General features: G+C 49.1%; 20 protein-coding genes and 1 riboswitch. Of the genes, 14 read left to right on the top strand and 6 right to left on the bottom strand.

The genetic code is table 11. From position 1 onward, the window contains the following. Positions 1-97 precede the first annotated feature (97 nt). Positions 98-1,588: an outer membrane protein assembly factor BamB family protein gene (locus E2980_RS12080; protein ID WP_135152424.1), complete on the top strand. Its 1,491-nt coding sequence runs from the start codon at positions 98-100 to the stop codon at positions 1,586-1,588. Here E2980_RS12080 and E2980_RS12075 read toward each other — a convergent pair. Beyond that, positions 1,567-2,736 (bottom strand): hypothetical protein, encoded by a 1,170-nt coding sequence (locus E2980_RS12075; RefSeq protein WP_135152423.1) that lies wholly within the window; start codon positions 2,734-2,736, stop codon positions 1,567-1,569. The two genes, E2980_RS12080 and E2980_RS12075, sit on opposite strands and share 22 nt — an antisense overlap. Positions 2,737-2,889: 153 nt before the next feature. Between E2980_RS12075 and E2980_RS12070 the strand changes: the two genes are divergently transcribed. Then, on the top strand, positions 2,890-3,801 hold the full coding sequence (locus tag E2980_RS12070; RefSeq protein WP_135152443.1) for a VanW family protein: 912 nt from the start codon (positions 2,890-2,892) through the stop codon (positions 3,799-3,801). Between the two features lie 79 nt (positions 3,802-3,880). On the opposite strand, the gene arsC is transcribed toward E2980_RS12070, so the two are convergent. Next, on the bottom strand, positions 3,881-4,303 hold the full coding sequence (arsC, locus tag E2980_RS12065) for an arsenate reductase (thioredoxin) (protein WP_135152422.1): 423 nt from the start codon (positions 4,301-4,303) through the stop codon (positions 3,881-3,883). 48 nt (positions 4,304-4,351) lie between these two features. Then, on the bottom strand, positions 4,352-5,644 hold the full coding sequence (locus tag E2980_RS12060) for an arsenic transporter (RefSeq protein WP_135152421.1): 1,293 nt from the start codon (positions 5,642-5,644) through the stop codon (positions 4,352-4,354). A gap of 105 nt (positions 5,645-5,749) precedes the next feature. Here E2980_RS12060 and E2980_RS12055 point away from each other — a divergent pair, with 105 nt between their 5' ends. The 4 genes from E2980_RS12055 (at position 5,750) to E2980_RS12040 (ending at position 8,451) form a co-directional block, all read left to right on the top strand. Beyond that, complete coding sequence (locus tag E2980_RS12055) at positions 5,750-6,166, top strand: MerR family transcriptional regulator (protein ID WP_135152420.1); 417 nt, start codon at positions 5,750-5,752, stop codon at positions 6,164-6,166. An 18-nt stretch (positions 6,167-6,184) separates the two neighbouring features. Next, positions 6,185-6,850 (top strand): Rossmann-fold NAD(P)-binding domain-containing protein, encoded by a 666-nt coding sequence (locus tag E2980_RS12050; RefSeq protein ID WP_135152419.1) that lies wholly within the window; start codon positions 6,185-6,187, stop codon positions 6,848-6,850. A gap of 14 nt (positions 6,851-6,864) precedes the next feature. Next, complete coding sequence (locus E2980_RS12045) at positions 6,865-7,281, top strand: DUF2203 domain-containing protein (protein WP_135152442.1); 417 nt, start codon at positions 6,865-6,867, stop codon at positions 7,279-7,281. Positions 7,282-7,331: 50 nt separating this feature from the next. After that, positions 7,332-7,430, top strand: a riboswitch (purine riboswitch). A 79-nt stretch (positions 7,431-7,509) separates the two neighbouring features. Continuing rightward, a complete protein-coding gene (locus tag E2980_RS12040; protein ID WP_135152418.1) occupies positions 7,510-8,451 on the top strand; it encodes an EamA family transporter in 942 nt (313 codons plus the stop codon). On the opposite strand, the gene E2980_RS12035 is transcribed toward E2980_RS12040, so the two are convergent. Further along, positions 8,448-10,121 carry a ribonuclease J gene (locus E2980_RS12035; RefSeq protein WP_205699965.1) on the bottom strand — a complete coding sequence of 558 codons (1,674 nt, stop codon included), beginning with the start codon at positions 10,119-10,121 and terminating at the stop codon, positions 8,448-8,450. The two genes, E2980_RS12040 and E2980_RS12035, sit on opposite strands and share 4 nt — an antisense overlap. A gap of 138 nt (positions 10,122-10,259) precedes the next feature. Here E2980_RS12035 and E2980_RS12030 point away from each other — a divergent pair, with 138 nt between their 5' ends. From E2980_RS12030 to E2980_RS12015, 4 genes are all read left to right on the top strand, one after another. Further along, the gene (locus E2980_RS12030) at positions 10,260-11,003 is read left to right on the top strand and encodes a hypothetical protein (protein WP_167747095.1); all 744 of its coding nucleotides are present in this window, start codon (positions 10,260-10,262) and stop codon (positions 11,001-11,003) included. Between the two features lie 337 nt (positions 11,004-11,340). Then, a complete protein-coding gene (locus tag E2980_RS12025) occupies positions 11,341-12,108 on the top strand; it encodes a MerR family transcriptional regulator (RefSeq protein ID WP_135152415.1) in 768 nt (255 codons plus the stop codon). 245 nt (positions 12,109-12,353) lie between these two features. Next, positions 12,354-12,686 (top strand): PadR family transcriptional regulator, encoded by a 333-nt coding sequence (locus tag E2980_RS12020; RefSeq protein WP_135152414.1) that lies wholly within the window; start codon positions 12,354-12,356, stop codon positions 12,684-12,686. After that, the gene (locus E2980_RS12015) at positions 12,683-14,026 is read left to right on the top strand and encodes an FtsW/RodA/SpoVE family cell cycle protein (RefSeq protein WP_135152413.1); all 1,344 of its coding nucleotides are present in this window, start codon (positions 12,683-12,685) and stop codon (positions 14,024-14,026) included. Before E2980_RS12020 ends, E2980_RS12015 begins: the two co-directional genes overlap by 4 nt. Before the next feature lie 51 nt (positions 14,027-14,077). Here the strand turns inward: E2980_RS12015 and E2980_RS12010 are convergent, their stop codons facing one another. Together E2980_RS12010 and trhO are read right to left on the bottom strand one after the other, a co-directional pair. Further along, positions 14,078-14,704: a helix-turn-helix transcriptional regulator gene (locus tag E2980_RS12010; protein WP_135152412.1), complete on the bottom strand. Its 627-nt coding sequence runs from the start codon at positions 14,702-14,704 to the stop codon at positions 14,078-14,080. 27 nt (positions 14,705-14,731) lie between these two features. Next, positions 14,732-15,634 carry an oxygen-dependent tRNA uridine(34) hydroxylase TrhO gene (gene trhO, locus E2980_RS12005; RefSeq protein WP_135152411.1) on the bottom strand — a complete coding sequence of 301 codons (903 nt, stop codon included), beginning with the start codon at positions 15,632-15,634 and terminating at the stop codon, positions 14,732-14,734. Positions 15,635-15,870: 236 nt separating this feature from the next. Between trhO and E2980_RS12000 the strand changes: the two genes are divergently transcribed. The 4 genes from E2980_RS12000 to E2980_RS11985 all read left to right on the top strand — a co-directional run bounded on the left by E2980_RS12000 (position 15,871) and on the right by E2980_RS11985 (position 19,621). After that, entirely contained in the window at positions 15,871-16,887 is a 1,017-nt protein-coding gene (locus E2980_RS12000) for a glycine-rich domain-containing protein (RefSeq protein ID WP_135152410.1), read from the top strand. A 204-nt stretch (positions 16,888-17,091) separates the two neighbouring features. Next, on the top strand, positions 17,092-17,868 hold the full coding sequence (locus E2980_RS11995; RefSeq protein WP_167747094.1) for a sortase B protein-sorting domain-containing protein: 777 nt from the start codon (positions 17,092-17,094) through the stop codon (positions 17,866-17,868). 87 nt (positions 17,869-17,955) lie between these two features. After that, the gene (gene srtB / locus E2980_RS11990) at positions 17,956-18,783 is read left to right on the top strand and encodes a class B sortase (protein WP_135152408.1); all 828 of its coding nucleotides are present in this window, start codon (positions 17,956-17,958) and stop codon (positions 18,781-18,783) included. A gap of 19 nt (positions 18,784-18,802) precedes the next feature. Beyond that, positions 18,803-19,621 (top strand): SPL family radical SAM protein, encoded by an 819-nt coding sequence (locus E2980_RS11985; RefSeq protein ID WP_135152407.1) that lies wholly within the window; start codon positions 18,803-18,805, stop codon positions 19,619-19,621. Positions 19,622-19,624: the final 3 nt, after the last annotated feature.

Raw genomic sequence — 19,624 nt, 5'->3', positions numbered from 1 at the left:
ATGATCCCGTAAATCTCGCCGACCGTTTGACAAGCTTCTCGAAACCGAGTGGGTACAATCTATTTAATAATCCGTTATAAGGAGGGAATTAATAGAGATGTCCCGCGGAAAAAAGACCTACATCCTCGCACTAGTCCTAATCTGTCTGTACCAGAATTTCGTCCAAGCAGGAGGTCTATTTTCCTATCAATGGAACGCTAAACCAGCGCAGCCTCAATCGTTCCCGGACCAATATAGCTTGGTTGAAGGGATTCTCACCTTTCGGGGGAACAATGAACGCAGTGCGCCTTCCTTTGGGACGACGGACATGGAACTCGTTCGTCCGAAGATCGCGTGGGAGAAGAAGACGAAGTCAAGCTCTTGGGGAGGCGGCGCGGGATGGACGGGGCAGCCAGCCATCGTGAGATGGCCGACGGAGGTTCTCCGCGCGATGAACGTAAAAGCGAAGTTTCTCTCAAAACCGGACTTTACCGAAGTGATCTACGGCTCTCTGGACGGCTATGTCTATTTCATTGAGCTCGAGACGGGCGAGGAAACGCGCAGTCCCATCAAAGTCGGCAATCCCATTAAGGGAAGCGTCTCCGTAGATGCACGCGGTTATCCGCTTCTCTATGTCGGAGAAGGGATCCCGGAGAACGGCACGATCGGTTTTAACCTATACAGTCTTACTGATCAGAAGCGTCTGCTCCGCGTGAACGGAAAAGACAAGTTCGCTTACCGTACTTGGGGAGCGTTCGATAGCTCGGCGATGTTCAATAGGCTGGACGATACGCTAACCGTCGGAGGCGAGAACGGTCTGGTCTATCATCTAAAGCTGAACACGACATTCGATCCGGTTCGCAAATCGATCAAAATCAATCCTGTCATCAGCAAATATCGATATAAGATTCCGGGCAACAACTATCAAGGGATCGAGAATTCCTTGGCCATTTACGGCGATCTAGCTTACTTCGGAGATAACGGGGGCAGCGTGCAAGCCATGAATCTCAAGACTTATGCTCCGGAATGGAATTTGCCGCCGATCGACGATACCGATGCCACGATCGTGATCGAAGCGGAAGGCGGAGTACCCTATTTATATACCGGTACCGAAGTCGATAAGCAGGGGAGATCAGGAAACTCCTATATTCGGAAAATCAACGGGATTACGGGCAAGGTAGTTTGGCAGAACAAATACGCTAGCTTCTCGTTAACCGGAACCCATCCGATTAACGGCGGTCTTCTAGCAACGCCCGTTCTAGGAAAGAAGGAGATCGGCAATCTCGTTATCTTCACGATCGCCCGTTACGGAACTTTCAGCGGCGGGTTGATGGTGGCTCTTGATAAAGAAACCGGCAAGGAAGCATGGAGACATACGATGAAAAACTACGCTTGGTCTTCCCCTGTGGACGTTTACGACAAATCAGGCAAAGCTTATCTGATTCAAGCGGATTCGGTCGGTACCGTCTCCGTCATCTCCGCTAACGATGGCAAGGTGCTTGGCACCCTGAAAATCGGGACGAACATCGAGTCTTCTCCTGCGATCTTCAACAATTATGCCGTCGTCGCTTCTCGCGGAGGCAAGATCTACGGCATTAAGCTGGAGTAGTCGGTCCGAATATCTTCGATTTCCCAAGGAGAGCGCGGAGACTGCCATCGAAAAATAAAGCCGTAAACCGTGTTCCGTTCCGGTTTACCTTGGCTATAAATGGCAATAGGCAGCGTGATTTCCGTCTCTAAGATGACATTATCAAGCGGAATATTATCATCGGTTGTTTGCGATTTGCTTGACCGCTTAATCCGGATGGAAGAGAGCGTAATCATCTCGCGTACGAAATGCGACAATTTATCGTCCGGTATGTCTTCCCATACTTGCGCAAGTAATTGCGGATCCTTCTGATTCAATGCTTCGACGAAGCTTTCTGCCAGCAAGCTCGGTTCTGCGGAATCGAGATAAGATCTGACATCTCCCGAAGCTTTACGGATCATTAATTGATGAGCCGGATCGGGAGTATCGGATTTATGCGAAGTACTATCCTTGAAGTGAATGCAGAAGTGTCCGGAGAATCCGTTCTCCGGTATACCGTCTCCCCCGTGGGGCATGCCGTTCATGGATGCGGCGAGCCTGCCTTGCGGGGAATGCACGGTGATCGCTCGACGATTCCAGCTCCATTGGTCGCCATAAATTTGCTTCATAACGGCCGTGTCATCCTTGGTAATGGGCTGAACGTCGGCATGACTGCTTCCGGCTCGGCGTTGAACCCGAAAGGAAAGGCCGGTTTCCAAGTCAGTCACGGAGAAAATGCTCTTGCGGGTTACGATATCCCTTGCCTGCTCCCATGGGATTAAGCTCCCGAAATGCTGCGTTCTAAGCGCCATTGCGTATGCCGATAGCTTGCTCGTGACCGCGGCAGGCAGGATAAGCCGCTTTTCGGATAATACTTCCCACAGATTTCCGGATCGATCAATTTGGAATTGCTGCTCTTTACTTCCGCTCTTTATCGTCACATTCATATCCACCCAGAGGGAGGCTTTAGCGCCTGCCTCTTTTTTCGCATGGAGAAGAGCCTTGGAGATGCGGGGACTGTTTATATCCAGCCTGCTCATTGAATTTGCGTTTAAACTTGACCGGACCGTCAGGGAAATCACGGATTTCACGGGCTTCTCCGCAGCATGGCTATGGAGAGGCCGATTCAACAATAGACTTAACATAATCATTGCGATTACCGCTGCTAACTCACGAGATCCACGTTTCATCTCGGTTCCTCCTTTCAAGTTCTTTTTATTCTAAACGAACGGACAATGATTTATGTAGGATAATATCCCAGAGTTTGACACACTTTATAGGAGTCATTGCGATAATCCCGCGATTGGAGGTACGACGGCTTGAATTTGCATTGGATCGTCGGCATGCTAATGCTGCTTCAACAATCCGATCTTCCGGATCGATTGACCGTTACGCAGCAAGGAAATTCCATCGCCAGCATCGAACGTTCGGACTATGTGCATCCGCTATTTGGCCTTCCATTCGTTAACGAGGAAAAAATCGTGAAGCTGATGGATGACCTGAGCAAGCTGACTTCTCGCGAACCGGAGAATGCCGGATTGGACGGAGGGGGGAGGATCGTTCCGGAGAAACCTGGCTATGAGCTGGATCGCCCGTCCTTCGCGAAACTGTTCTTCAGCTATATGGTAGAAGGGACAATCTCGGATGTTGAAGCTCCGTTGCTTAAACGCTACCCAAGGGTGGATAGCGAGCTGCTTGCAACCATTAAGGAGAAGATGATCGGCCAATATACGACCTATTACAATTCGAATAATAAAAATCGCTCGCATAATATCGCCCTATCGGCGAAAGCGATTAACAATCAATTCGTCTTTCCAGGGGAGACGTTCTCGTTTAATCAAGTGGTCGGGATGCGTACGCCGCAGAAAGGATACAGACGAGCCAAAATTATCGTAAGAGGAGAGGTATCGGAAGGAATCGGAGGGGGAATATGCCAAATCTCGTCGACGCTGTTCAATGCCGCGGACCGGGCAGGGCTAGAGATCGTCCAGCGATATTCTCACAGTCGTAGAGTTCCGTACGTACCCCCTGGACGGGATGCCACGGTGAGTTGGTATGGTCCCGATTTCGCCTTTCGGAACAAGTACAGCCAACCGATCTTAATTCGGGCTTTCGCGCAGGGCGGGCGGGTCACGATTCTTATTTATACCTCCGAGTCGGTCGATCTTAAGTCTCGCAAGGTTCCTAGCGCATCGAAACAATTGCCCGAAGAAATCGTTGCCGATCAGGACGTTAACGGGCCAGGCGCGAGGTAAATATCCGTACAACGAAAAAGTCTTCAATACCACGCTAGATCGGGTGGAATTGAAGACTTTTTTGGTAAACGGAACGATTTTATTGGTCTTCCTGTACGAACTTCTCGATCCTCGTCTTAATCGCATCGCGGACGGTGCGGAACTGTTCCATGATTTCTTCTTCGGTGCCGGTTGCCTTGGCGGGATCTTCGAAGCCCCAATGCCACTTGATGACATTCGGGTTGGAGATGACCGGGCAATGCTCGTCCGCATGACCGCAGAGCGTTACCACGTATGTTGCGCGATTCAACAGCTCAGGGTCGATAACGTTCGAAGTATTATTCGAGATGTCCACTCCGGCCTCTGACATCACTTTAACGGCGCGGGGATTCAAGCCGTGGGCTTCCAAGCCCGCGCTGCGAACCTCGTAGAGATGCCCGCCGATGGCGTTCATGAAGCCGTCTGCCATCTGGCTGCGGCATGAGTTACCCGTACATAGGAAATACATGAGTTCTTTAGCCATGTTAATTAATCTCCTTCACTCATACATTTATTTGTGATTCGTTTATTCTTATCCAATGATTCTCAGCCACAGGTAAAGGCTTGCCAGCGTGATGAACAACACGGGAATGGTAAGAACGAAGCCTATCTTGAAGTAATAGCCCCAACCGATCTTGACGCCCTTCGATGATAATACGTGAAGCCATAGCAAGGTAGCTAACGAGCCGATAGGCGTAATCTTCGGGCCGAGATCCGATCCGATGACATTGGCGTAGATAAAGGCTTCGCGAACGATTCCGTGAGTATCCGTGCCCTGTATCGCCAACGCATCGATCATGACCGTAGGCATATTATTCATAATCGAGGATAGGATAGCCGCGATAAATCCGGAACCAACGGTCGCGACGAAGAGACCTTGATCGCCTAACCACTCGAATACTGTCCCCAATTGGTCAGTTAGTCCGACATTGCGTAAACCGTAGACAACGACGTACATCCCGATCGAGAAGACGACGACCGCCCACGGAGCTCCTTTAACAAGTTTCCAAGTGTGTATGCTTTCACTTTGTCTGGCGAGCAGCAGGAAGACGATGGCCGCGATTCCCGCAATAAGGGAAACTTGCAAGTGAATGAATTCGCTGGCAAGGTACGCGATCAATAACGCGCCGAGGATAACCCATGAGATCTTAAATAACCGAACGTTCTTAATGGCATCTTTAGGTTGCTTTAACTGGGCGAGATCATAATGCTTGGGAATGCTCTTACGAAACATCAGATACAGGACAAGCAAGCTGGAAGCGATCGCAAACACGGTAGGTACCACCATTCGGCCCGCATATTCCGCGAAACCGATTCCGAAGAAGTCCGACGAGACGATGTTAACCAGATTGCTCACGACAAGGGGAAGGGATGCGGTATCCGAGATAAATCCGCTAGCCATAATGAAGGGCAAGATCATCCGCATATCGAACTTCAGTGCCCTAACCATCGCGAGGACGATCGGAGTAAGGATTAGCGCTGCTCCGTCATTTGCGAAGAATGCGGCAACTGCCGCTCCGAGCAAGATAACGTAGACGAACATAAGAATGCCGTTTCCTCTCGCGAATCTGGCCATATGAAGGGCTGCCCATTCGAAGAAACCGATCTCGTCCAGGATGAGCGAGATCAAGATAACGGCGACGAAGGCAAGGGTCGCGTTCCAGACGATCTGCGTCACGTCCCACACGTCGTTGAAGCTGACTACTCCGCACAGGAGAGCGACGATAGCGCCCCCGGATGCCGACCAGCCGATATTGAGGCCTCGGGGTTGCCAGATGACGAATACTAAGGTAATGATGAAAATAACGGATGCAATAGTTAACATGATTTCCGATTTAAGCCTCCAGATTGTCAGTGTGATGATCATTCGGTATACTCAAGGAATGATACAACTTCAAGTTAACTTGAAGTCAAGGGGGCGGCGAAAAAAATGATGACCATTGGCGAAGTTGCCGAGAAAAGCGGTCTCTCGACGTCCGCGCTCCGTTATTATGAGCAAATTGGTTTAATTCCTACTCCGGAGAGAATAAACGGAAGAAGAATCTTTTCCGACGATATCCTTAGCCGGCTTGAAACGATACGATTAGCTCAAAGCGCCGGATTTCAGATCGATGAGATCAAGCAGCTGCTTGAAGGCTTCGATTCTAACGTTCCGCCATCCGAGAGATGGAGAGTCATGGCTTTGAAGAAGCAAGAAGAGCTCGATGAGCAGATCAATCAGATGCTGAAGATGAAATCCATCCTGTCCAAGAGTCTAGGCTGTAGTTGCCTTTCATGGGAAGAATGTTTCTCGGAGCCTGCTTCGCCGCAAAAGATAACAACCATCAAGCGTGTAAATCAAAAGTAAGATTCGGGAGGGTTCTTATTGAAAATAAAAGCAATCATTACAGGATCTACGGGCATGGTAGGCGAAGGCGTGCTGCTTGAATGCCTTAAGCATCCCGACGTCGAACAAGTATTAGTCATTAACCGAAAACCATGCGGCGTGGAGCACCCTAAGCTGAAGGAAATCGTGCACTCCGATTTCTTCGATCTTACTCCGATCGAAAACCAGTTATCCGGTTATAATGCTTGTTATTTCTGCTTGGGCGTGACTTCGGTCGGCAAGCGGGAAGAAGAGTACAAGCGTTTAACCTATGATCTTACGATGCATGCTGCAACTTTACTCGCCGGAATGAATCCGGACATGGTGTTCTGTTACGTGACCGGCGCAGGAACGGATAGCTCCGAACGGGGCAAAAGCATGTGGGCCCGAGTAAAGGGAAAAACCGAAAACGACATCCTGAAGCTGCCCTTCCGAAAAGCGTTCATGTTTCGTCCTGGCTATATGCACCCGACTAAGGGGGCCAAGAACACACAGAAATATTATCGTGCGGCAGCTTGGCTTTACCCCGTTCTCAAGCGCGTGTTGCCAAACCACGTCATCAAGCTGAGCGACCTGGGGCTTGCCATGGTCCATTCCGTAAATACCGACTATCCTAAATCCATCTTAGAAGTCCGAGACATCATTCAATTAGCCAAAGCGGAATAAGGAGGGAGTTCATGATGGAAGGAAAATGGTTTACATTAGAAGAAGCGAATGCATTATTGCCGCAGTTAAAAGAAGATTTGCGCCAATTGCAGCTGCTTGCGGAACAGATTGAACATCACAATTTAAAGCTGCAGAAAATAAAAGTAAACCATGAACAACGGTCAATCGCGCACGCTGGGCAAGACCCTTTCTTCGAGCTGGAAAGCAAGCTCGACTTCATGCAGATGGAAGCGAACCTCTTGATTAACAATTTTGCGCGAAAAGGCGTTCTTCTAAAGATGATCAACCCCGGATTAATCGACTTCCCGTCCGTGCTTGAAGGCGAAGATATTCTCATCTGCTGGAAGGAAGGCGAGGAACGCATCACCCATTATCACGGCTGGCACGATGGATTCATGGGAAGGAAGCAACTACCGGATGATTCTCGGTAATCATCCATTGACAATTACTAAACGATCGTGCAATAATCGTCCTATTGCTTATTAAACATTTACAATAAATTCGTATAACCTCACGAATTAGGGTGAGGGTTTCTACGGGAAGCCTTAACTTCCTAACTACGAATATAGGATCGTCCAACGACGATTCTATATTTCGGGTTAGGAAGTTTTTTGTCGTACGCAGAAAAAAAAAGCAATTAAAGGGAGGACATCATAGATATGAAATATTTATTATCCGTATTAATGGGCGCGATCTGTTACGGGATCTTATCGACCATCGTCGTCACCGCATATGGAGAGGGTTACGTGCTAGGAGAGGTCGTGGGAAGCCAGCTATTCATCGGCTGTATTCTAGCTTGGTGCCTGGTTTTCTTCACGAAATGGCGGGAAAAACGCAAAAAATCAACGGAAACCGATATAGAAACTTCGCCTAAATCGAAATTGACTTGGAAACAGAGAGTTTTCCTGATGGCAGCCGGAACTCCGACGGCGGTAACCGGACTTCTCTATTACGAATCGTTGCGTTATATTCCGAATTCATTGGCTATTATCTTGCTTTTCCAGTTTACGTGGATTGGCGTACTCATCCATGCCATCGGTCAGCGCAAACGTCCTAATGGTATCATGCTTCTGACGCTGGTTATCTTGTTCGGAGGCACGTTGCTTGCAGCTGGCATCATGGAGCAGGGCTTGTCCAGATTTAACTGGATCGGAGTGGGTCTAGGATTGCTATCGGCCGTCAGTTATTCCGTCTTCATCTTGATTAGCGGGAAAGCGGTGCCCTCGGTTCACCCTGCCTACCGCAGCGGTTGGATGATTACGGGAGGCATGGTGCTCGTGTTCGCGCTATTCCCGCCGCATTTTCTGATTAACGGAGATCTATGGAGCGACCTGCTTCTGTTCGGTTTCCTTCTTGGATTCTTCGGCGCGTTCATTCCTCCAGTACTGTTCGCGGTCGGCGTGCCGCATATCGGAGAGGGTATGACCGGCATATTGGGAGCTTCCGAGCTTCCCGTGGCGGTACTGCTTTCCTCCGTCGTCCTGCATGAGCATGTCAGCATGCTGCAGTGGGCCGGAGTCGTCTTGGTTATGCTGGGCGTCGCATTGCCTGAGCTCATTCGACGAATAAAGAGAACTCAGTCCCGCTATTCCATGAATTAAATCTGGATGATGATCGGAAGAATCATGGGCCTTCTTTTGGTTTTGGCGAACAGAAATCTTCCGATCGATTCCTTAATGGATTGCTTATAAACGTTCCATTGGCTCACATTCTCTTCCAGTAACTTCTGGACCTCCGTCACGGTGATTCGGTTGACCTCTTCGATTAATCCTTCCGATTCCCGGACATAGACGAAACCGCGCGAAATCGTATCCGGTCCGGACAGGATCTTGCCATCCGCTTTGCTAAGCGTAATGACAACGATAAGAATACCGTCTTCGGACAGATGCTTGCGATCCCTTAATACCACGTTCCCCACATCGCCGATTCCCAGCCCGTCAACGAGCGTGTTGCCCGTCGGAATTTTTCGGGATTGGCTGGCAACTTGATTTTGAATATCGACGACGTCGCCGTTTTTCAAGATGAAAATATTGTCGCTCTCCACGCCGACGGCTTCCGCTAGCAAACGGTGTTGGTGCATCATCCGAAATTCGCCGTGAATGGGAATGAAATATTTGGGCTTCATTAACGTGAGCATAAGCTTGAGCTCATCCTGGCTTGCGTGGCCGGATACATGCATTCCCGTCACGGTTCCTGATCCATAGATCACCTTGGCTCCCAGCTCGAACAAGTTATCTACGATACGAGCCACGTTACGTTCATTCCCCGGAATCGGAGTAGCCGCAAGAATTACGGTATCCCCGCGCAGAACTTCCACTTGGCGATGATTAGAGCTAGCAAGACGGGAGAGGGCGGCCATCGGTTCTCCTTGACTTCCCGTACATAGGACGACGATTCTGTGAGGCTCGTATTTATTTACCTCGGTCGCCTCGATCAGCATCTCCTCCGCCATTTTCAGATAACCCAGACTCGACGCAATACTAACCACGTTGACCATACTCCTGCCTAGCAGCGCGATTTTACGGTTTGTTTTGACAGCCGCATCTATTACTTGCTGCAGACGATGGACGTTGGACGCGAAGGTGGATATGAATATTTTCTGCGTAGCCTTAATGAAGGCTTCTTCGATGTGTTCTCCTACGAGGCGTTCGGACGGGGTGAAACCGGGACGCTCCGCGTTCGTGCTCTCGGACAGAAGCGCCAAAACGCCGTTCTTGCCGAGATCCGCCATCTTATGTATGTCCGCATATTGCTCATTGACGGGCGTCAGATCGAATTTGAAATCTCCAGTATGCACAACGGTACCCTCAGGAGTATGAAAGGCAATACCCAGGCAGTCCGGAATGCTGTGATTCGTGCTGAAGAAGCTAAGAGTCATTGAACCCAAGTCGATCTCCGAATCCGAGTTGATGTGGTGCAATTCCGAATCTCTGAGAAGGCCGTGTTCCCGAAGCTTGCCCTCGATTAACCCGAGCGTTAATCCTGTTGCGTATATAGGCATGTTCATTTGCTTCAAGATGTAAGGGATGCCGCCGATATGGTCCTCGTGTCCGTGAGTAACCACAAGCGCTCTGACTTTGTCTTGATTCTCAAGCAAAAAAGAAATATCCGGGACGATTACGTCGATACCCAACAAACTTTCGTCGGGAAACTTGGAACCGCAATCGATAACGACGATATCGTCCGCGTATTGCACTACGTACATATTCTTGCCGATTTCATTCACGCCGCCCAAGGCGACAATAGACAGCATGGTTTCCTTGATGCTCATGATCGGAACCCTCCGTTTTAAAAGGATAAGTGCAGTATCTCCTTAACCTAAATCGCCATTCATGATATACTTTCTTCATCGAAAAAAATGGCGATCTGCGCGTTCAAGCGATGGACAAGCGAGAGGATGAGCGATACTGTGGAAGCGACAAAGATTAGTGGTATTAAGTTATATCCTCCTCAAGGAGAATACTTTGCTTTTGATGATGAAGAGGAATACGCGGACAAGGGCAGAAGCTGGGGATTGTTCGGGAAAACGGCCAAGAAACAGTTCTGGTTCAAGAACTCGACGTCTCAACATCTCGTAGCGATTAAGGGATACCAAGAATACAACAACTTGAATATATTGGTCGTAGAGTTCGAAGACGGAAGCCTAACTTGCATCCATCCTTCCTTCCTGAAAGAAATGCAGAGCGGAACTTTCAGCAGGTATGCTGCAGGCGAGGAAACCGAAACGGTAGAAGCTGCTGCAGATGCAAGTGCAGTTGTTGCGGATGTCGAAGAGGCGGAAGCTAAAGCACCGGCTAAGGGAAAAAGCAAAGCCGCTTCTGGCGAGAAGCCCGCGCCGAAGAAAGAGAAAAAAGAAAAGCTTGAATTGCCCGTCGACAAGGTCAAATTCAGCGCTAAGATCAAGGAGTTCGCTACGAAACCCAATCCGTTCTCGGATAACGACGACGAAGTGATTTTGCTGGAAGATGTCGTCGTTCACGGCGATAACCCGCTTACGGTCGGCGATGCTTGGTGCGGATACAGCAATACGCTGAAAGCGCTCGGTCTTGAGGTGGGGAACAGCCTTGAATTCGAGGGGAAAGTCGTGGACAAGAAGTTCAACAAAGAGATTCTCTATAAGGTGAACAACCCATCTAAAATAACGAAGAGCTAAGCTTACAGGGGATGTTTCTCGGGTCGATGCGGACCTGCGAGGCGTCCCCTTTTTTTATAAAATTGTTGCGAACCCTAAAGGCGGAAGTGTGCTCCAAACTCCGTCACTGCACCACTTCCGACAACCCGCCTCTGTATATCATTTTAAGTGTAGAATAGTCAGTTAGTTTCAAGGAACAAGCATTAAAAGGGAATCCGGGTTTCTTATTGTATATTTTGCAACTAAAATCCTCCTGTGTAGCAGGTCAGTTGATATTCATTAAGAATTTTGTTGTTCATTATCGCTTGACATTGACGTTGCGTAAAGGAGTACGATGAATTTGCAAGGGGGGATGAACATGGAATACACCGTTCAGAAATTAGGTCTCTTAGCGGGAGTCAGCACGCGTACTCTTCGATATTACGATGTCATTGGCATTCTCAAGCCGGCGAGAATCAATTCATCGGGTTATCGGATCTACGGTCAGCAAGAGGTGGATCGGCTTCAGCAGATTCTCTTCTACCGGGAGTTAGGCGTGAGCTTGGAGGAAATCAGAGTGCTCATCACCGCGCCGACCTTCGATGCAGACAAGGCGCTAAGAGAGCACCGCGAGAACCTCCTTGCGAAGCGGGAACAGCTAGATCTGCTGATCGCTAACGTCGATCTGACTTTATCTCAAAGAGAGGGGAAAACTACGATGACCGATAAGCAGAAATTCGAAGGCTTCAAGCAAAAGATGATCGACGACAACGAAAAAAAATACGGCCAAGAAATCCGTGCAAAGTATGGTTCGGAACAAGTCGATAAGTCAAACGTGAAAATCAAAAACATGACCGAGAAGCAGTATGCGGAAGTCGAGCAATTGGCAACGGACATCCACGCGACACTAGCTGAAGCGTTCCCTACCGGGGATCCTGCAGGTGAGCTAGCGCAGAAAGCCGCGGACCTCCATCGTCAATGGCTGAGCTTCTATTGGGACAGCTACAGCAAGGAAGCCCATGCGGGCGTGGCTCAAATGTACGTCGATGACGAACGATTCATGGCCTACTACGACAAGGACCAGCCTGGAGTAGCTAAGTTCTTAAGAGATGCGGTATTGATCTACACGGGGCATGGTGGAGAGTAATTTGGTAAGTTAAGTGGTGGTACAGGGGTCAAACCTGGGCCACCACTTTTCTGTATTGTGAATGTGCCTTCATCGTGCACCGCACACTCGCACGACTCTCGCCAAGGCTAAAAAACTGCCTTCATCGTATTGCAATACTGATCCAATTTGATTATTGCTAATCCTAAGCGTATCCAGTATTCTATACATAGATATTCTATGCATTGTTATTCGAGGTATGTTGAGAAACGGAGAGGGGAGAAATTATGAAAATAAACAAAGAGCTCTTAAAAGGTAGCACGGTCGTGCTAATTCTAACGCTATTAGAAAAACAGGACAGGTATGGCTATGAAATGATTAAAGAAATGGAACACCGATCGGGCGGGATTTTCATGTTTAAGGAAGGCACTCTATATCCCATCCTCCATACTCTTGAAACAGAAGAGTGGGTTCAGTCCTACTGGCAAACGCATGACGGGCGCAAAAGGAAATATTACCGCATTACGGAGTTCGGAAAGTCGAAGCTGCGAGAGAGAAAGCAGGAATGGAGCGTATTTAGAACGGCTGTCGATCGTGTTATCGGGGAGGGCAGCATATGAAGCAGCAACAAAACCATTCCCGGGTTGAGCAATTTCTCGAAGAGGTCTGCGAACGAGTAAGGGCTAAGGAACTTCATGAGGAAATAAAAGAGGAACTGCGTGCGCATTTGGACGAACTTATCGAGGGAAATCTATCTCAAGGCATGTCCGAGGAAGAGGCTGTTAAACAAGCAGTCGTATGTATGGGTGAGCCTGATCTGATTGGCAAAGGTCTGGACAAAGTCCACCGCCCTCGAACGGATTGGGGAATGTTAGCGATCATCGGTCTCTTGTCCGTCATTGGAATACTAGCTATGTATAGCGTTCAAATGTCGGAAGCCGAACTTACGCGTATGTTGAATTTCTTTCAGAATAAAATCATTCTAACCGGTATAGGGTTAGTTTTCATGACCTTACTCTGGGCGTTGGATTATCGCAAGCTGAAGAAATACTCCGAGTCGTTGTTCGTTTTCGGAATAGGTATCCTTGTTCTAGCACCCTTCATAGCCGAAAAGATAAACGGAGCAACCGCATGGATCATGATAGGCCAGACAGGGTTACATATTCCGACGATTGCCATCATGGCGATGAGTATCGGATTGGCTGGAATTAAACCGGCCAAGGAATGGGGATGGAAGGAAAGCATCGTCCAACTCGTCTGTCGGGGAGTGATCCCATTCGTTCTTCTAATGAAAATGAACTCCTTGGCATTTGCAGCCGTCTATACTGCGATCTTCGTAGCCTTTCTATGGATTACCAGGCGTAATGTAGCTCAGATCATGACGTTCGGAGCTGGATTTACGGGATTCATCTATTTCATCGTAGTCGGTTCGGATTACTATAATTACTATGTGACGATGAGATTGAGAAACTTCCTGGTTCCGTGGAACGATCCTAATGGAGAGGGATTTATGCTCCAGCAGGCCCGCAATGCCATTCATTCCGGAGGTTGGTGGGGGCAGGGGATTGGCACTCCGAACAGAACGATTCCATACGTTCAAAGCGAGGGAATGCTGCCCTATTTCATCTATTGCTTTGGATGGTTGGCTGGGATTGCCGTTGTTATGCTTATTCTTTGTTTTATCGGGAAGGCCATAGAAACGACTTACCGAACCAAAGATGAATTTGGTAAAAGACTATCTTTTATCATAGGCATGTTATTGATTGTCCAATTCGTCTGGACGGTATTGATGACATTTGGTTATGCTCCATTCGTTGGTCTTACGATTCCTTTCTTAAGCTATGGAGGGACCGGGCAAGTCTTACAGTTCGCCACCATCGGCCTACTGCTAAGCATTTATCGCCGCCGCGATACGATTCCAACCTCATGGATGCCGAACACAATTAACCAAATCAAATAAAAAAGGCTTCTCGCCATGGACAAGTATCCAGAGCGAGAAGCTTCTTCATTTTTACCTAGGACGAATGCGATACACGCATTTCTTATCGCCCTTGGCCAAGCAATCGGTGCGGCTGACGTCGGCCTCTAGCAAGGATTCGAACAGGTTCAGCTCGCAATTGCAGGCGTGGTTATATTTGTTCGCGACTTGAGATATCGGACAATTGTATTCGGTTAGAACGTATTCGTCGTCATTCTTCTCCCAAGTCGCCATATAGCCGTTCTCGTTCTGGATTTCGGAGAGAGCGGCTACTTTGCGTTCTAGATCCTTGTCCCGCATCTTTCCTTCATAACGATGCATGAGTGTCGTCTTGCGACGATCGAAGAGGTGGTTGACCATCGGTTCTCCTGCTTCACCCTCAAGTTCGGCGAGCAGGTCGAGCGCAACGGTGTGATAATTCTTCGGAAAATAGTCTTCGGCCTCGGCCGATAACCGGTACACCGCGGCAGGGCGGCCCATCGGCAGTTTAACCGTGTTGGATTCGATCAGATTGTCCCGCTCCAGAATCGAGATATGCCGACGAACGGCCATACCCGTGATTCCTAGCTGGTCGGTGAGCTCCTTGGTCGTGAGCTCTCCCGAGGTCTTGATCATCTGCATAATCTTGTTGCGGGTAGATAAATCCAGTTCATCTTTCAAAGCATAACCTCCCCATACTTCGATAGATTACAGGACTGACCCGGATGCAACTAGATCGTGTTCTTCGCATTCCGAGGAGCAATAGCCCTTTTTCTCAGACTCGCACGGCTCGCAGCTGAGATGTTGGAGATGGCAAGTATCGTCCGTGCAGTTCACGTATCGGTCAGTCGGCGTTCCGCAGTGATGGCATTTGCCCACGAGAACGTGCTCGTCGGTTTGGTTGATCCGCACCGATACGCGCTCGTCGAACACATAGCAATTGCCATCGAAGCCTTTGCCTTGAACTTCCGGGTCTTGACCGTAAGTGACGATGCCGCCATCCAATTGGAACACGTTCTTAAAGCCTTCGTTCTTGAGGACGGCCGTTAGCATCTCGCATCGAATGCCGCCCGTGCAGTAGGTTAGAACGGGTTTGTCCTTATGCTCGGCAAGGTTATTCCGTATCCAATCCGGGAATTCGCGGAAAGTCTCCAAGTCGGGCTTGATGGCGTTACGGAAATGGCCAAGGTCATACTCATAATTGCTTCTGCCGTCCAGGATGAGTACATCGTCTCTTTGCAAGTACTCATGGAATTCCTTCGGTTTCAAACGTTCGCCGCCATCCACGTGGGGATTCAGCTTTTTGTCGTAACGCAAGGTGACGAGCTCTTTTTTATGTCTTACGAAAAGCTTCTTAAAGGCATGGCCCTCGGATTCGTCGATCTTGAACAAAAGATCGGTGAAGAGGGGGTGGGCGTGCATGGCCTCCATATAGCTGTTTGTCTGCTCTATCGTGCCGGAGAGCGTGCCGTTGATCCCTTCCTCGGCGATCAGAATTCTTCCCTTAATCCCGAGTTCCTTGCAGAATTGTAGATGCTCCGCGGTAAAGGCTTCTGCGTCAGCGATCGGAACGTATTTGTAAAATAGCAGGATGCGATAATCTTTAGTCATGATCGATCACCTTTCTATTATGCAAGAATAAAGAATAGCGGAAGAGCAAGGAGGGTTTCCTCGTCTCTTCCGCTAAGCTATAGGTCATTTCATAGCGGGTAATAGTTGTCTTGCTGTATATTTTAGCGGTTAGTCCGGACTTAGTCAACATTAATGTTTATTATGTTGTCCAAGGTGGTCTAATTTTCACGTATCATGATATAGTTAAGGAAATATTAGGATCCAGAGGTGTGATAATGCCAACTTTTTTCGTGATTGTCCTCGTTATCGTCGTTATCTCATTTGCCATCGCGATTACCAAAAGCCAGAAAGCCAAGCGGCGGGGACCCGATTACTCGAAGCATTTGCCGCCCAAGGGGCTGGAGTTACAACCGGACCTGCCGCTTCAGACGACGGAGTCCAGATTAGAGGAGGGACTAAGCCCGGATTTCGCATGGCAGTTGAAATCGCGGATACAATCGAAATACCCGGAGATGCCATTGGCGGAATTCGATTGGAAGCTGTTCGAGCTCAAGCGTTATTTTATGATGACCGCCGTATTGAAGTCCGTCCCTATGTATAGCGATTCGGTAGACGACATTTGGCACGAAATGCTTATGTTCTCCAGAGAGTATGAGACTTTCGGCAAAAGGTTCATGGGAGCGCACATTCACCATGAGCCTCATAGCGGCGAGGCGCCGAAGCCTAACCCGGGTGAACGGGCATGGTTCGATTGGGTGTATGGGCATCTATTCGTCGCTACTCCCTACAGCGGTGCGATTTGGGGCAGCTTCTTCCGTTATCCGCTAAACGAATCGCAGATTGACGACTTTCGCGAGCTCGACGAGAGAACGCTCGTATCGCGCTTTTTCAACGAGAAGAACGCCGAGCGCTTTCCGGAGATTCAGGAAACGATTACTCTACTGATCGCCAAGGCAAAAGCACAAATCGCGCGAGCCGAGGATAAAAACGCCTACGAAGATTCACGGCCTCTGTTAGGGACTGCAAGCGCCATGCCTTTCCTGGCGGGCGCAATGATCTTTCACTCCGTTCAAAATAGCGGCGATTACGGTACTCATATGCAGCAATATACGGCGGATGAGCAAAGGAAAAACGACCCTGGAGGAAGCGCTTCTAGCTGCGGCGGGTGGAGCGAGAGCCATTCGTCTAACGGGAGCGGCGGGCATTCATCGGATGGCGGAGGGAGCGGTTCGTCATCGAGCTGTTCGACTTCCAGCTGTTCATCTTCTAGCTGCGGTGGCGGCGGGGATTAAAGTTTCATGCGTAAAACGGCGACCTGTATGTTCCCGACCTGGGAACTGCAGGTCGTTATTTGTTATGGTGCGCAAATGATGTGGAAAAATCTTGCTTTGCATAGTAACGCGCACGATTTACGTAGGAATGCAACTGACCTTGGAAGCGCTTTAGATTTATTATCAGAGGTGAGAATATTCCAAATTTTGAGGAGGCATTTTTTCATGACAAGCGGGTTTAAGAAGAAATCTCTTAAGTGGTCCATGTCCTTGCTTATCGCTTTTCTTCTCTGTTTCGCCGCGGGATTATCCGCGATGGCGGCTTCCGACGATCTTGTGTTCGATAACTATGACCGGTCCGCACTGGCAGATTTTGCAAGCTCTAATGCGGGAGCCCAATGGACTGGAGGAGACGCAGGCAAGAGCGCAACGCTCGACGATAACGCGCTTAAGCTGGAATACGGCAGCAAGGGTTGGTTCGGTACGGGCGGCGGCATAGACGCGAGCTCCTATAAATACTTAAAAATCACCATAAAAGGAGCGGCGGGCGGTGAAGGCGCGGATTTCGATCTCAACTATGCCGTGGGCGAGACCGTTAAGACGATAGGCAAGAATTTCGCCGACCTATCCGGCGCAGCGATAACGAAGGACTTCCAAGATATCTACATCGACCTCGCAGCTAATGAGATCGACAAAGGAATTCAGGCGCTTCACTTCAACTTCCTAGACGGAAAGAGCGGAACAATTTGGATCGACGACATTACCTTCACGAACTCCAATGGCGCTGCGGAGGAGGAGCCGGCCAAAGAGAGCGCGGGTGCTGACGATTCCGGAGAAACCGACGCCACTACGGATGATACATCAAGCGACAACGCCGGCGCGGAAGCCAATCCGAAAACAGGCGATTCCATGAACTTGACGCTTTACGTCACCATGGCGATGATCTCGGGTCTTGCCGCTCTTGCTATGGTATATAAGGTTAGAAAAGCTAACCGAGATTAACCGGGTTCGAATAGAAGAGGAAATCCGCATACCCTTAAGGGTCTATGCGGATTTTACTTCCATCTAGAGGGGAAAGGAGAGAATCGCTTGAATTGGAGAAAATGGAGCTATTATGGCCTGTTGGCTGCGTTTGTCTTTGTCTTCTTATTTTCAGCAGGGAGATTGGCCGCTTATTTCTGGGATGCCCAGCAGAGCCAAGAACAATTGCAAGAGGTTAAGAAATTATACCGGGCGACTCCACAGAACAATCCGCCGATCAAGACCGTATTCAAACCAGAAACCCAAGAAAGCGAGCAGAAGATAGCACCTCCACTACCGGCAACCGTGTCCGTTCCGGAGAGCCATCCAGACAAAGCGGTTATCCAAGAGAGATTCAATCCGCTGCTAAAAGTGAACGACGACGTGATCGGTTGGGTTCGAATCGAAGATACCGTAATCGACTACCCGGTTGTTCAGTCGGACGACAACGAGTATTATTTATTGAGAGACCTTCATAAGAAAGAAAACGTGAACGGCAGCATCTTCATGGACTATCGCAATCGAATCGAACAGCCTGCCGCGCATTGGATTCTGTACGGACACAATATGAAGAACAAGACGATGTTCATGGCCTTGCTAAACTACGAAAGCAGATGGTATTTCGATAACCATTCGATCATACAGTTCGACACGCTCTACGACGACAAGAAGTGGCAGGTTTTCTCCGCCTATTTTACGGATACGAACGACGATTACTTAAGAACGGATTTCCATGACGACGGAGATTTCCTTACCTTCATTCAGGACTTACAAGGAAAGTCTTTGCATCGCACGGATACCGAGCTGAGTGCCAACGACACGATACTGACGCTCTCTACTTGCTCGAATTCTAATGATGATGCTAGATTCGTCGTACATGCTAAGCTGATCGAATGACCCCTAGGAGTGATTAAGGATGAGTACGGAGTTGCTGTACAAGAAACCCAAGTCCCTGCTCAACAAAGGTACGGGCCTTCTCTCCGATTATAGCCATTCCCTAAACCCCTACGTAGGATGTTCATTCGGCTGCTCCTACTGCTACGTGCGTCAAATGCCGGTAGCGGCTTTCCGCAAGGAGGAGTGGGGAACATGGGTAGATATAAAAGTGGAAGCCGGAGAAATTCTGCGCAAAGAGATTCGCAAAGCCAAATCGAAAGGTAAAGTAACGATCTTCATGTCATCAAGCACGGATCCTTATCAGCCTATCGAGCACAAGGAAAAGGTTACCAGGTCGATGCTTGAAGTCATGCTGGAGGAACAACCGGATTTCCTGGTTGTACAGACGCGAAGCCCTCTTGTTACCAGAGATATCGACCTGTTGCTGAAACTTAAGGATAAGGTTAGGGTTAGCATGACCGTGGAGACGGATCTGGATGAGATCCGCAAGCATTTCTCTCCGTCGGCGCCCCCGATTGGAGGCAGGTTGGAAGCTCTGCGGCAATTGGCGGATGCCGGCGTAGCAACGCAGGCCACGATCGCTCCTCTGCTACCTAGCAGCGAAGCATTTCCTGACAAGCTAAGGCCATTGGTTAACCGGGTTTGCTTGGATGACTACTTTATGGGGGATGGCAGCGGAGGGAGACGGACAAGGACTTTGGGAATATTAGCGTTATACGAGAAACTTGGATTAGAACAATGGTACGACTCTTCCGCATACCGGATCGTTTACGATAGGCTTAGGCGGGTATTTTCCGAGGATGAGATTCGGATTAGTCAGGCGGGCTTCGCTCCTTAAAAT

This window comes from Cohnella luojiensis (genome assembly GCF_004564235.1).
GTDB classification, from domain to species: Bacteria; Bacillota; Bacilli; order Paenibacillales; family Paenibacillaceae; genus Cohnella; species Cohnella luojiensis.
This window is presented reverse-complemented; position numbering and strand designations above follow the sequence as displayed.

Coding starts and splice junctions, on each gene's coding strand:
- E2980_RS12080 (WP_135152424.1), top strand. CDS start 98: ATGTCCCGCGGAAAAAAGACCTACATCCTCGCACTAGTCCTAATCTGT.
- E2980_RS12075 (WP_135152423.1), bottom strand. CDS start 2,736: ATGAAACGTGGATCTCGTGAGTTAGCAGCGGTAATCGCAATGATTATG.
- E2980_RS12070 (WP_135152443.1), top strand. CDS start 2,890: ATGCTAATGCTGCTTCAACAATCCGATCTTCCGGATCGATTGACCGTT.
- arsC (WP_135152422.1), bottom strand. CDS start 4,303: ATGGCTAAAGAACTCATGTATTTCCTATGTACGGGTAACTCATGCCGC.
- E2980_RS12060 (WP_135152421.1), bottom strand. CDS start 5,644: ATGTTAACTATTGCATCCGTTATTTTCATCATTACCTTAGTATTCGTC.
- E2980_RS12055 (WP_135152420.1), top strand. CDS start 5,750: ATGATGACCATTGGCGAAGTTGCCGAGAAAAGCGGTCTCTCGACGTCC.
- E2980_RS12045 (WP_135152442.1), top strand. CDS start 6,865: ATGGAAGGAAAATGGTTTACATTAGAAGAAGCGAATGCATTATTGCCG.
- E2980_RS12040 (WP_135152418.1), top strand. CDS start 7,510: ATGAAATATTTATTATCCGTATTAATGGGCGCGATCTGTTACGGGATC.
- E2980_RS12035 (WP_205699965.1), bottom strand. CDS start 10,121: ATGAGCATCAAGGAAACCATGCTGTCTATTGTCGCCTTGGGCGGCGTG.
- E2980_RS12025 (WP_135152415.1), top strand. CDS start 11,341: ATGGAATACACCGTTCAGAAATTAGGTCTCTTAGCGGGAGTCAGCACG.
- E2980_RS12020 (WP_135152414.1), top strand. CDS start 12,354: ATGAAAATAAACAAAGAGCTCTTAAAAGGTAGCACGGTCGTGCTAATT.
- E2980_RS12015 (WP_135152413.1), top strand. CDS start 12,683: ATGAAGCAGCAACAAAACCATTCCCGGGTTGAGCAATTTCTCGAAGAG.
- trhO (WP_135152411.1), bottom strand. CDS start 15,634: ATGACTAAAGATTATCGCATCCTGCTATTTTACAAATACGTTCCGATC.
- E2980_RS12000 (WP_135152410.1), top strand. CDS start 15,871: ATGCCAACTTTTTTCGTGATTGTCCTCGTTATCGTCGTTATCTCATTT.
- E2980_RS11995 (WP_167747094.1), top strand. CDS start 17,092: ATGACAAGCGGGTTTAAGAAGAAATCTCTTAAGTGGTCCATGTCCTTG.
- E2980_RS11985 (WP_135152407.1), top strand. CDS start 18,803: ATGAGTACGGAGTTGCTGTACAAGAAACCCAAGTCCCTGCTCAACAAA.